Origin of the sequence: Aquirufa salirivi (assembly GCF_045310485.1) — a bacterium.
Lineage (GTDB): Bacteria > Bacteroidota > Bacteroidia > Cytophagales > Spirosomataceae > Aquirufa > Aquirufa salirivi.
This window is the reverse complement of the sequence record NZ_JBEWZH010000002.1, coordinates 460,421-473,956: the sequence shown is the minus strand read 5'-3', so window position 1 is coordinate 473,956 and position 13,536 is coordinate 460,421. Positions and strand designations below refer to the sequence as shown.

Below are 13,536 nucleotides of genomic sequence, written 5' to 3'. Positions count from 1 at the left end.
TTGATTTTATGAAAAATCAGGATAAACTTTTGATGATTTCAACTTAGCTTTGCCTGTCAGCTTCGTTAATTAGTATTGTCAGTTAGTATTGTTGGTTTGCTTATCAATAAGCTTGTCAATGAGCTTTGTCAAATTTTGAAAATTTGACAAAGCTTACTACACAATGCTTACTACACAATGCTTACTACACAAAGCTTACTACATAAAGCTTACTTCACAATGCTTAATAAACAAAACTTACTACACGAAGTTTAATTCACAAAACTTACTACACAAAGCCTAATAATACTTAAAACAACAATGATATGAATCCAGTAAAAAGTTATGGGGCAATCAACAAAAATGCAGCCATCGCACCCATGCAAATTGAACGCAGAGTATTAGGTGCTCATGATGTTTCCATTGATATTTTATACTGTGGCGTATGCCACTCCGATATCCACATGGCTCGTTCCGAATGGGGGCCTTCAGTTTATCCCATCGTACCTGGCCATGAAATTGTAGGAATCGTCAAAGCCGTAGGATCTGCCGTAACTCAATTTAAAGTCGGACAAACCGCTGGCGTGGGGGTTTTTGTGGACTCTTGTCGGACTTGTCCGTCTTGTCAAGGTGGTCAAGAACAATATTGTGATAATAACTTCACTCCTACTTACAATGGCTACGAGCGTGATGGAAAAACACCCACTTTTGGTGGTTATTCTTCCAATATCGTCGTTGATGAAAAATATACCTTACATATACCTTTTACCGATCATTTAGATCAAGTAGCACCATTACTTTGTGCAGGAATAACCACGTATTCTCCACTTAAGTTTGCTGGAGTAGGTAAAGGACATAAAGTGGCCGTTTTAGGCTTGGGTGGCCTAGGTCATATGGGAGTAAAATTTGCCGTAGCTATGGGTGCGGAAGTGACCATGTTGAGTACCTCCCCTTCCAAAGAAGCTGATGCGAAACGACTAGGCGCTCATCATTTTGTTTTGTCGACCGATAAAGAACAAATGAAAAAATTGAGCAATCATTTTGATTTCATTCTAAACACGGTAGCTGCTCACCATGACATGAATGCATTTTTACATCTTTTGAAATTAGAGGGGAAAATGCTGATTGTAGGAATCCCTCCAGAAGACCACCGCATAGCCGCTGCCAGTTTAATTTCGAAAAGAAGAAGCATCATCGGTTCCAACATTGGGGGTATTGCTGAAACACAAGAAATGTTGAATTACTGTGCTGAACACAATATTCTATCCGACATAGAATTGATTCCCATGAATGAAATTAATGTAGCTTATGAGCGAATCATTAAGTCCGACGTCAAATATCGGTTTGTGATTGATATGAAGACGATTTGATTCTGAAATCAGAAAAAGAGCTTAGTCACCTAAGCTCTTTTTTTATGATGATTCTCATATATTAGCCAACAACTATTTAGTAAATTGTAGGATGAAATGGATTTATCTATCAGTTTTTATAATAGGCCTCAGTGCTTGTAAGGATAAAAGCGAAACAACATATCCGACTGAAGGACCGATTTCTGAGTCGGTATACGCTTCGGGAATCGTAAAAAGCCAAGATCAATACCAGGCTTTTGCACCAGTAAGTGGCATTGTAGATCAAATATTGGTTCAGGAGGGCGACCGTATTAAAATCGGGGATCCTATCCTCACTATTTCTCATGTAGCTCAACAATTGAATCAAGAAAATGCAGCATTAGCCGCTAATTTTGCAGATGCGGCTAATAATCAAAGTAAAATTAATGATGCTCAATTATTCGTTGATTTAGCCAAGAATAAATGGAGAACAGACTCTACCCAATTGGTTCGACAAAGAAACTTATGGAAACAACAAATTGGGACACAAGTAGAATTAGAACAAAGAGAACTAGCCCTTGAAAATTCCAAAGCAGCCTATTTGTCGTCCATGTTGAAATTGAAGGATTTGAAACGTCAAATTCAATTCAATGCCAAACAATCCATCAAAAATCTCTCCATTTCAAAACAGCTAAGTGCCGACTTCACCTTGAGAAGTAAAGTGAATGGTATCGTGTATGATTTACTAAAATTGAAAGGAGAAATTGTGAGCCCTCAAACACCTTTGGCCATTGTTGGCAATCCTTCCCAATTCATTTTGGAGATGCAAGTGGATGAAGATGATATATTCAAAGTAAAGGTAGGTTTGCCCGTATTATTGACGCTTGACGCTTATAAAGGGCAGGTATTTGAAGCTTCCGTAAGCAAGATTTATCCCATCATGAATGAAAGGAGCAAGACATTTTTAGTGGAAGCCATATTCACTCAAAAACCTCCTAATTTGTTCCCCAATGTCACTTTTGAAGCCAATATCATTCTTTTCAAGAAAGAAAAAGCCCTATTAATTCCTAGAAATTACCTCGTAAAAGATAGTTTAGTAATTAAAGCTTCTGGAGATACGGTCGCTGTAAAAACGGGTTTAAAGGATTTCAAAAAAATTGAAATCATCCAAGGATTAAGTGCAAAAGATGAAATAAAAATGCCTGGCAAATGAATTTTAAACTAATTCAAAATATTGCCGTTTCTTTACTTTTAGCACGTTGGAGACAAACCTTGGTGGCCGCTATTGGCGTGACATTCAGTATCACCATGTTCATCACCTTATTAAGCTTTATGTCTGGCTTGAATGATTTATTAGATGGACTTATCTTGAATCGAACGCCTCATGTAAGGCTGTACAAAGAAATAAAATCATCTGATTTCCAACCCGTAGATATACATTCAAAAAAGACCAAGCAATACAATTTTATTCGATCCATTAAGCCTAAATCAGAAAGATTAGAGATTCAAAACAGTGCGGCCATCATTAAAAATTTAAAGACAGATCCGCGAGTTTTAGGGGTTGCTCCCAAAGTTACGGCTCAAGTTTTCTACCATGTTGGGGTCATTGAAATTACAGGCGTAATTAATGGCATTGATCCAGAAGCAGAAAACAAACTCTTCTTTTTCAATGATTATGTAACTGAAGGGAATTTCATGGACCTGAAAAACATACCGAATAGCATCATTTTAGGCAAGGGTGCAGCCGAAAAAATGCTTGCTCAAATTGGAGATGTCGTTCAAATAACTTCGAGTAAAGGCGAGCGTCTCTCCTTGAAAGTCGTTGGTTTTTTTCAATCAGGACTTCAAGATATAGATAATGTACAGAGTTACGCTTCCATATCCACCACCCAGAAACTACTGGGAGAATCCAATAATTACATCACTGACTTACAGGTAAAATTAAATGATATTATCCTAGCCCCTGATGTGGCCAAAGAATACCAAAGGATTTATGAAATTGAGGCTATTGATATACAAACAGCCAATTCTCAATTTGAAACAGGAAGCTCAGTCAGAAGTTTGATTTCCTACGCGGTAGGGATTACCTTATTAATTGTGGCGGGCTTTGGAATATACAACATCCTGAACATGATGATTTATGAAAAAATGGATTCCATTGCCATTTTAAAAGCCATCGGGTTTTCAGGCAAAGATGTAAATCGGATTTTTATTTTAATTGCTTTGAGCATTGGGGTTTTTGGAGGGTTTTTAGGTCTTTTAGGCGGCTTTGGACTTTCTGCCATCATCGATCAAATTCCATTCAATACCAATTCCCTACCCACCGTAAAAACCTATCCCATTAATTACAATCCTAGATATTACCTGATTGGGACCATTTTTGCCATCATTACAACCTATTTGGCTGGTTATTTCCCTTCTCGAAAAGCTAGTAAAATAGACCCTGTCATCATCATTAGAGGAAAGTAGCATGAGCCAAATCATTTTAGAAGCACAGGGTATCAGTAAAAGCTTTCACGATCCAGTGACCATACCTGTGCTAAAGGATATTTCATTTACACTGAATAAAGGTGAATTTGTATCCGTGATAGGTAAATCAGGTTGTGGTAAATCCACCTTATTGTACATTCTTTCCACCATGGATACCGATTATGAAGGAAATCTCATCATTGATGAAGTGTCCATGCAAGGGAAAAATGAAGGAGAATTAGCCATCGTTCGAAATGAAAAAATTGGCTTTGTATTTCAATTCCACTATTTGCTGAATGAGTTTTCTGTTCTTGAAAATGTGATGTTGCCAGGTCAAAAACTAGGCCAATATTCCCCCAAAGAAATTAAAGAACGAGCCTATCAAAAATTGAAAATTTTAGGCATTGAGAATGAAGCTTTGAAAAAGCCCAATCAATTATCAGGAGGTCAAAAACAACGGGTGGCCATTGCCAGGGCTTTAATCAATGACCCATTGATTATCATGGGTGATGAACCAACGGGTAATTTGGACAAAAAAAACAGTGAAATCGTTTTTGATATTTTCAAAGAATTGGCAGATGTATATGGTCAATCTTTGCTCATTGTTACCCACGACAATGAATTTGCATCACGCACGCAGCGCATCATAGAAATGCAAGATGGCTCCATCATACGAATGTAATTAACCCGAAACCTTAGCTCCACCAGGAATTTTCCTAAGAAGCCATACGATAGCCCCAGAAATCAACAAACAGCTAAATGCTGTCACAGGTATTCCTAAACTTGGATGTACCAATTTATAGTGTATCCCCAATTTTGCGATGTAAAATAAGACCAAAATATGTACTAAATATATCCCATAACTATGGGAGCTAATCCATTCTCTCAAAGGAATTAAGACACGAATTTCAAAAGGAAAGTATTTACAAAGCAAGAACAATCCGGCGGTAGAAAGCACTACAGAAGGAGAAAAGTTAGCATATAGCAATCCATAAAATTTTCCATCGCGTAGGGATAATTGATAAGTTCCAATCAATGTCCAGGCCGTTCCGATAACAAATAATGCCATTGCCCAAAAACGTATTTGACTCAAATTACTGAAGTCTTTATGTCGCAAATAATATCCCAACACCAAATAACCCAAATAGCCCGTAAAATAAGGCAAAGGCACAGGTGAATCTAGAACAGGAAAATGAGGATTATTGAAAAGAATGGTCAGTAACCAAATACCTAAGAAGTACTGAATCTGTTTTTCTGAGGCCATCCGAATCCAAGTGCTTATGATAGGTATGAACAAATAAAGTCCCATAACCATGTACACATACCAAAAATGGTAAGACCCACCCGTAAAATATTGTTGACCTATCCAACGAATCAATTCCTCCAAAGAATGGAAGGATTTACCTCGCAACCGAACAGCCCAATTGAAATACACAAAAAAGATATTCCAAAATAAGAAGGGTACAACGATTCTTTGAAATGATTTAGAAACAAATGCCCCATAAGGTTCTTCTTTCCCAACAACTAAGGCACCTGTTAACATAACAAAAATGGGTACAGCAAAGCGCATGCAGCCATTATAGACATTGGCATTCCACCATAAAGCATCAGGAACACGATGAACACTCAGCAGCAAATTAGCTGCTGAGTGTATCAAAATCACTGCGAGAGTCGCAATGACACGTAAATTAGTTAACCAAATAATGGGGCCATTGGCCTTAGAGATTTGCATTATCAGGGCCTGCAAAAGGTTGACGATACAAACGTTTCTTAGTAGCAGCAAATAAGGCATTGGCCACTGCGCCACCGGTAGGAGGTAAAGCAGGTTCACCCAAACCAGTAGGTGCTATTCCATTATTCACAAAATGAGCCTCCACAGTAGGAATTTCATTTCCACGAATCAATTTATATGTATCGAAATTCTTTTGCTGAGGGACACCTTTATCAAAACTCAATTTGCTAAACATGGCATGACCATAACCATCAATAATACCTCCAATCACTTGATTTTCAGCACCTGAGCGATTAATCACCTCACCGCAATCTGTCACCGCAGTTACATGGGTCACCTTAGGCTCTCCATCCACCATTTTGGCTTCCGCTATTTGAGCTACATAAGATAAATGAGAGAAATAAACACTAAATCCTTGGTGAACATTCGCCCCTTTTTTACCCCACTTAGCCTTTTCAGCCACTTGCTTAATCACCTCAATGAAACGATCTGGCTCATAAGTAATCTTGCCGACAGGATTAGTTTTCACTTTTTGTAACCAATCCAAACGCATTTGGATAGGATCTTTTCCTGCTGCTACAGCCACTTCATCTAAGAACGACTGCTCTGCAGAGGCTAAAAAGTTGGTAATTGGTGCACGCCAAGGTCCCGTAGTAATGGCAGAATTGTAATTGAATGATTCAATTAATACGTTGTCAATAGCTCCCACAGGGAAATTATCTTGTCGAGTACTGTTTCCTGCATTCAAACCTACTCCACGTAAGTAGAAGGCTATCATCTCGCCCTTCTCATTTAAACCCGCTTTAAAGTGATATCTTACCGCAGGACGATAAATACCGCCAGTCATATCATCTTCGCGCGTCCACATGACTTTAACAGGCATTTTAATCATACTTGACAGCTCTGCCGCTTCTAAGGCATAGTCGTTGTTTAATCGACGGCCAAAACCACCTCCCATTTTAGTCAATTCCACCTGAACTGTATTTTCAGGTACGCCTAATAAAGTAGCTACAGCTTTTTGGGCCGATTGAGGAACTTGAGTTGGACCCGCTAATAAGACTGAACCTGGACGAACATCCGCAAAGAAGTTCATGGGCTCCATGGGAGTATGTGATAAGAATGGACATTCGTAAGTGGCCTCAACCACCTTAGCTGCTTTAGCAATAGCAGCATGAAAATCTCCGTCCTTACGCTCGACCTTCGCTTTGTCGGTCTTCATTCCCTCATCAAACCATTTCTGGTGAGTACTATCACTTTCTAAATTGCTGGTATCAGAATAGGTACAAACAAGTTTTTTTCTGGCTTGCATGACTTCCCAAGTAGATTTACCTACCACGGCCACTTTGTTTTTAAAAGAAACCACATCAATAATGCCTGGCATCTTTTTTACCTCAGCAGCATCAAAAGACACTAAAGTAGAACCAAAGGCAGGTGGGCGAACGATTTGGGCAATAAGCATACCCGACTTTTGGGTATCTAAACCATATTGTGGTTTTCCTGTAAGAACTTTATAATTATCTACTCCTTTAACAAAACTACCAATCAACTGATAATCAGCCCGACTCTTATAGGTCACTTCCGTTGGAACCGATAGTCTTGAAGCTGCATCAACCAAAGCACCATAGGCTAATTTTTGACCTTTGTTTGGACCAAGAACAAAACCTTTGGAAGTTTTACAAGTACTCGCATCTACACCCCATTGCTGAGCTGCAGCCTGAATTAACATATGTCTGGCCGTAGCTCCTGCTTTACGCAAACGCTCCCAAGAATGTTTCAAGGCCCCGCTTCCTCCCGTCAATTGACGTTCGAATAATTGGGTATCTAAATTCGCTTGACGAACTTCTACTTGTTTCCAATCTACATCTAGTTCTTCTGCGACAACTATAGGAAATGCCGTTTTGATACCTTGACCAATTTCTGGATTAGGTGAATACAAAATTACTTTACCAGTATTTTCAATGGATAAAAAAGCATTGAAACGATTGGCATCCAAAGCTGGATTCATTTGTTGCATGATGCCGGAATTGGCCTTGGATTCAAACCAATCAAATCCCAAGGAAAAAACGCCACTCAAAAGAGCTGTTTTCTGAATAAATGATCTTCTTGTCGTTTTCATCTTTATTTCTTTTTAGAAGAGTTGGACGCCGAAGCTATTTCAGATGCACGTTTCACTGCATTGTGAATACGGTGGTAGGTTCCACAGCGACAAATATTTCCTGACATACCAGACACGATTTCATCATGGCTAGGTTTCGGGTTTTTCTTCAATAAGGCTGCCGCCGTCATAATTTGACCCGCTTGGCAATAGCCGCATTGAGGTACATCTAATTCATCCCAAGCTACTTGAACTGGGTGTTCCGCTTTTTCATGTAAACCTTCAATGGTCGTTACCGATGATTTACCCACCGCAGAAACTGGTAAAACACAAGAACGCATCGGTTCTCCATCTATCCAGACAGTACAAGCGCCACATTGGGCAATACCACAACCATACTTGGTTCCTACCAGAGATAAATGATCTCTCAGAACCCATAGCAAAGGCGTATTGGAATCCACTTCCACTTTCACCTTTTTACGATTAACCAGTAATTCGATCGACTCCATTGTTGATTGGTTTAAATAGATAAACGAAAATTTACTTACGTTTTTTTGATTTTGTTTCTACAGGAACAAGCTCTTTTACTCGAATGTTTCGGAATTTCAATTCATTTCCATGACCTAAAAATCCAATATGTCCTTTGGGATTAAACAATCCTGGATGTTCTTTATGATCAGGAGTACCCGCTTTGGTCGCTTCTGCTATATCTCCATCCAAAATTACTTCTCCATTTAAAATCACTTTGATGTGATTTCCTTCTGCGATAACCTCTTGTTGATTCCACTCGCCTACTGGCTTCAAGAAACCTTTCTTTGCTGGAATAATTCCATACACAGAACCATGGTATTGGTAGGCTTGTAAATTGGCATAAACAGGAGCTGTATTATCCAAAATTTGCAATTCCATACCCACATAAGCAGCATCACCCGTTAATGGAGCACGAATCCCCAAACCATTATTGGCACCAGGAGTTAATTGGAAATCAAATTTGAAGTGGAAGTTGGCATATTCATTTTTAGTGAACAAATTACCTTTTCCTCCACGCTTAGGATAAATCACCAAATTACCGTTCTCAGGTACATAATCCGTCGCATTTCCTGTCCATTTGAATAAAGAAGAACCATCAAACAACAGCTCAAATCCTTGTGCTTTCTCATCCTCTGAAAGAGTCTGCAAAGGCTGTGGTTCTAATTCTTTGACATAGATATTACGGTATACAATGTGGTTACCATGAGCTTGTAATTCAATAGCATCTTTCACAAAAATGGGAATTTTACGATCCCAATAGTTTTCTAAAATGGTGTTGTCTACCACTAATTCGCCATTCAAATACACAGTTACACGTTCGCCTACCATTTTAATGTAAAATGTATTCCATTCTTCTACTGGGTTATCCGCCAATTTCAATGGATTCTTCGCATTGATTTGATTGTTGTATAGTCCTCCTGAACCTACGTTGGCTCCTACATTAACACGGGAAATATCCCAGATTTGAACTTGTGGAGCACCACGTAAATAAATACCAGCATCTCCATCTTTTTCGATTTTCCAATCGACATACATTTCAAAATCTTGGTAATCTTTTACCGAACATAAATTGTCACCATGGCCCGTGAAATGCAATTCATCGTCTTTGGCATACCATCCTTTACGCATGTTTTCATCGGCTTTAACTTGCTTAATGGCTAAGCTGTCAGCAGACATGGCACGACGTTTAACTGGATTTTCTACCAATCCTTTCCAACCCGATAAATCCTTGCCATTAAACATCGAATAAAATCCTTGTTTATTGCCTAATGCATCGATGGCCTTTTGAGCAGACGCACGTAAATCAGCTGATGATACAAATGGCATCGCTTCCAAAACCCATGCCTTGGTCATTTGACTTTGTAATGCAGGATTTCCTACAAATAAAGTAGCTAATCCATCGGCTGCAACAGAACGAGCATTGGCTTCTTGTAAACCTATTTGCAAGGTTCTCATCGCTGATAAACTTGGGCAACGACCCAAGCCTCTAAACACCAAAGCGCGTGTATCCATGTCTTGGGTTAAATCCAAGGCATTGCGGTAACGCAAGATTTGTTGAGTGACATTTTGAGTGGCCTTACCATTACTTTTCACATAGGCTTTAATAGCTTCCAAATTCTTGGATTTTTTCACTAAATCACCCAACCAAGACAATGATTCTGCTTCAGAAACAAAGGGAATCCAGTTCAACTGATTTTTTGCTTTCACCGCATAGCCATTCACTTTGCTAGCAACACTTGGATCCATTTTTTGAATTTGAGTTACGCAGCTTTGTAAGTGCTTCACTTCACTTTCCGAACTCGCATTAGAAAGTTTTTGAGCAATGATATCAAAATCAGCAGGACTAACCCATCTGAATAATACTTGATAAGCCGCAGCACGTGTTGCGTCATTGGATTGTACAGCGTTCCAAACTTGTGATTTGATCGCCGGCCATTGACGGTAAGAAGCATAAATCAACAAAATGGTTTGTTGAGATGCACTCAACTGAGAATAGGATGCTACATTTTTCTCAAAAAAGCTATTGGCAGCTAAATTGCTAGCAACTTCTCCTACCGCAATACCATCTACATCGCCATTGGCAGCTGTAGCCCAAACTTTAGCTAAGCCTGCATTAGCTTGAATTTTCAAACGAGCGATGGAAGCAGCCGTTCTTAATCCTGTATTTTTAGAAGTTTCAGCGACAGTCACTTGAGGTAAAGCCCAAGCAACTTTAGCATTGCCAGCAGCCTGCACAAAAGATGTTTTCTTCGCATCGGACCACTTGGAGAAAGCTGCTGCTACCTGACCAGCATCACTCGCTTTGGCATGCTTCATATGATGTTTGACCAAATAGGCTTCCACTTCATGATTGGAAGTTTTCGCAAAGGCCCCTAATAAATAAGCAACGGGAGTTTTCGACTTAGATAAAAGCACCTCGCTCACCTTAATCTGAGAACCAGCAGGCCAAGATGTTACATTTAATGAATTCAGACCATTCACATCTTTGGAAGATTTAATGAATGCCAAATAGGATTCTAAAGCTTGTGTAGGCTCATAAGCACCATTGGCTTTAGCCGCTTGTTCTTTTAAAATTTTACTAGCATTAGGTGAGCCTAAAGTAGCAATGGCTTTTAAAATCAATTGATTCGTACGCTGATCAGTCGAAGGATATAAAGCCTCTATCGCTGTACCAGCGGCTTTATAGTTCATATCTGTCAAAGCTTGTATCATATCCTTTTGATAAGCAGCATTGCCATTTTGCAAAGCACCTAACACCGCTTTCCCCACTTGATCTTGACCATAAGGGGCCAATTTAACTAATAAACGAGCCGCAGGACCTGCCAAATGATTCTTTTGTAAAAAAGGAATAATCACTGAAATGGATTCCCCACGAGCAATTGGCTGTAAAGCCAACATGGCGATAGCTTGGGTATTGACATCATTAGAGGCTTGAATGATTTTCAAATTCGCTTGTACACGTGCCGCACGATCTGCTTCATTGGTTCCTGTTTTGACGGAAATAGATGCCGACTGCTTTTGTGCTAGGACCGTCCCTTGCGAAAGGGCAGCCAAAAGCAATAAATTAAGTATTGAAGTAGTATATTTTTTCATTGTTATTACATAGTAAATGGTGCACGCATTGGTTGGTCAATCAAACGATTAGCCTCTTCATCCCCGACAAACTCTTGTTTAACCGGATCAAATTTCAGGTTTCTGTTCAAACGCATCGCGATTAAACCCATGTTGACAATGGTACAAGAACGGTGACCATTTTGATCATTTAAAGCAAATGTTTTTCTACCTTTTACGGCATCCACAAAATCTGTCTGCTGAGCAGGAGGCTCAGGGAATTCTGCCAATTTGCGCTCTACATCAGGGATGTCCGTTTTAAATCCACGGAATACCTTTCCTTTTGGCCCTTCAATGTAGGCTACATTTTCATCTCTACCTTCGCCGTCCAAAACAATTTGGCAACCATCGGCAAAAGTGTAAGTAATACGGCGGAATATACCCACGGCATCAGCATCTTGAACAGGCGCATCCACTTCGACGTAAATAGGGCTAGTATCATCTTTGCCCAATAAATATTGAACAGGGTCTATGTAGTGCTGACCCATATCTCCCAATGCTCCTCCATCATAATCCCAATACCCACGGAAAGTCTGATGCGTACGATGTACGTTATATGGCTTGTAAGGAGCTGGTCCTAACCACATGTCATAGTCTAATTCTGCGGGAACGGGTTGCGGGGTCAAATCCGTTTTACCTACCCAATAGAATTTCCAATCAAAACCAGTATGTCTAGAAATGGTTACTTTTAAAGGCCATCCCAATAAACCTGAATCAACTAATTTCTTGATCGGTTTGATGGTAGTATTCATGCCATAAAAATTACCTTCAAAACGGAACCACGTATTCAAGCGAAAGATTCGACCGTGCTGCTGAACTGCCTCTGTCAATCTTTTACCTTCACCAATGGTGCGTGTCATCGGTTTTTCACACCAAACATCTTTACCAGCTTTAACAGCATCTGCAGCAATAATTCCATGCCAATGAGGAGGTGTAGCTACGTGAACAATGTCCACTTCTGGTAGTTGAATTAATTCGCGGTAATCACTAAAGGATTTCACTCCTTTCTCTACCTCATTTAAACCTAATTGTAGGTTCTTTTTGTCCACATCACAAAGGGCTACAACCCGTGTACCAGCATAAGGAATATGTCCACGACCCATTCCACCAGTACCAACAATGGCCTTGGTTAATTGATCACTTGGGGCTAAATAGCCCTTGCCTAATACATGGCGAGGAACAATACTAAATGCGGCAAATCCTAGTGCGGACTGCCCAATAAATTTTCTCCGAGAGACTTTCATATGATAAATAAGCTTATTGGGACAAGATAGAAAAAAAAAAGCTTTTTGTTGGACTTTACTGTCATGGATTTATCTATTGGGCTCAATTTTCATAAGTACTAATTGAATGAATAAGCTCTTTTAAAATTATCAATTTCTTGAATAGGCGCATGTTGATTCAATAGCCATGAAACCCAGAAATATCGATAAACTGGTCAAATAAATTAGAAATAAAATCGTTGACCGAAGGCCCTTTGCTTCGCATGTCGTTCTTCACATAACGCTGTCAAGGTTCGAAACCTTGCCAGCGTTTAGCATTCGGTCAACATTTCTCTATATTAGTGAATTACCAATTCCCTACACTACTATGAAAAAAATGTCTATTTTTGGAAAAAGCGTTCTATAAACCCTTGATTATAAGCCCTATATTATGAACAGACATGATTTCCTACTTCAATCAGGAATGCTAACAGCTTTGACTGGTATCCCAAATTCTTACATTCAATCTAATTCATTTGATCAAACAAAACCCTTTCTCTTACCTCCACTTTCTCCCTTGGACCATAAAGGGTCTATGGACATTCGAGTTCGTGTTAAATCATCCATGACGAATGGAATCTATTCCAATGTAGAATGTGCCGTTGCACCCAAAACCATGGGGCCCGCTCCGCATATCCATAAAGAATTAGATGAATTAATGTTCGTTTTAGAAGGCACAGCTAGTGTAATCGTGGGTGAAGAAATTGTTCAAGTTCAAGCAGGAGGCTGGCATTTTAGACCCCGCATGATTGAACATACTTTTTGGAATGCGAGCGAAAAGCCGTTGTTATTTATTGATATGTATTTTAATCAGCCATTTGAAGAATATTTAGAAAAAGTCTTTCATCAGTTAACACCAGAAAATGGCTATCCAAACGGCTCTGAAGCTAAAAGCAAGGAAGTAAGAGCTTTACAACAAAAATTTGGTCTCATGGCAGCCCCAAATGCTGCTGCCAAACGATTAGAAATTATTAAAAAATACGATTTAAAATAATTTCATAGCCAATTGAATATCAACAATCTGATGAA

10 protein-coding genes are annotated in these 13,536 nt (G+C 39.3%); 5 read left to right on the top strand and 5 right to left on the bottom strand.

Going from position 1 to position 13,536, the window contains the following annotated elements:
- Positions 1-305 precede the first annotated feature (305 nt).
- From U0R11_RS04355 to U0R11_RS04340, 4 genes are all read left to right on the top strand, one after another.
- Positions 306-1,349: an NAD(P)-dependent alcohol dehydrogenase gene (locus U0R11_RS04355; RefSeq protein WP_406750024.1), complete on the top strand. Its 1,044-nt coding sequence runs from the start codon at positions 306-308 to the stop codon at positions 1,347-1,349.
- Positions 1,350-1,440: 91 nt separating this feature from the next.
- A complete protein-coding gene (locus tag U0R11_RS04350; protein WP_406750022.1) occupies positions 1,441-2,520 on the top strand; it encodes an efflux RND transporter periplasmic adaptor subunit in 1,080 nt (359 codons plus the stop codon).
- A complete protein-coding gene (locus U0R11_RS04345; protein ID WP_406750020.1) occupies positions 2,517-3,776 on the top strand; it encodes an ABC transporter permease in 1,260 nt (419 codons plus the stop codon). Before U0R11_RS04350 ends, U0R11_RS04345 begins: the two co-directional genes overlap by 4 nt.
- A gap of 1 nt (position 3,777) precedes the next feature.
- A complete protein-coding gene (locus U0R11_RS04340; protein ID WP_406750018.1) occupies positions 3,778-4,458 on the top strand; it encodes an ABC transporter ATP-binding protein in 681 nt (226 codons plus the stop codon).
- Here the strand turns inward: U0R11_RS04340 and U0R11_RS04335 are convergent, their stop codons facing one another.
- The 5 genes from U0R11_RS04335 to U0R11_RS04315 are packed head-to-tail and all read right to left on the bottom strand — an operon-like array spanning position 4,459 to position 12,489.
- Positions 4,459-5,508, bottom strand: a complete 1,050-nt coding sequence (locus U0R11_RS04335) for an acyltransferase (RefSeq protein ID WP_406750016.1) — start codon at positions 5,506-5,508, stop codon at positions 4,459-4,461.
- Positions 5,495-7,624 carry a xanthine dehydrogenase family protein molybdopterin-binding subunit gene (locus U0R11_RS04330; protein WP_406750015.1) on the bottom strand — a complete coding sequence of 710 codons (2,130 nt, stop codon included), beginning with the start codon at positions 7,622-7,624 and terminating at the stop codon, positions 5,495-5,497. Before U0R11_RS04330 ends, U0R11_RS04335 begins: the two co-directional genes overlap by 14 nt.
- Positions 7,625-7,626: 2 nt before the next feature.
- Complete coding sequence (locus U0R11_RS04325; RefSeq protein ID WP_406750013.1) at positions 7,627-8,112, bottom strand: (2Fe-2S)-binding protein; 486 nt, start codon at positions 8,110-8,112, stop codon at positions 7,627-7,629.
- Between the two features lie 31 nt (positions 8,113-8,143).
- Positions 8,144-11,227, bottom strand: coding sequence for a 3-keto-disaccharide hydrolase (locus U0R11_RS04320; protein ID WP_406750011.1), 3,084 nt, complete (start codon positions 11,225-11,227; stop codon positions 8,144-8,146).
- 5 nt (positions 11,228-11,232) lie between these two features.
- Positions 11,233-12,489, bottom strand: coding sequence for a Gfo/Idh/MocA family oxidoreductase (locus tag U0R11_RS04315; RefSeq protein ID WP_166375225.1), 1,257 nt, complete (start codon positions 12,487-12,489; stop codon positions 11,233-11,235).
- A 409-nt stretch (positions 12,490-12,898) separates the two neighbouring features.
- Here U0R11_RS04315 and U0R11_RS04310 point away from each other — a divergent pair, with 409 nt between their 5' ends.
- A complete protein-coding gene (locus tag U0R11_RS04310) occupies positions 12,899-13,501 on the top strand; it encodes a cupin domain-containing protein (RefSeq protein ID WP_406750009.1) in 603 nt (200 codons plus the stop codon).
- Positions 13,502-13,536: the final 35 nt, after the last annotated feature.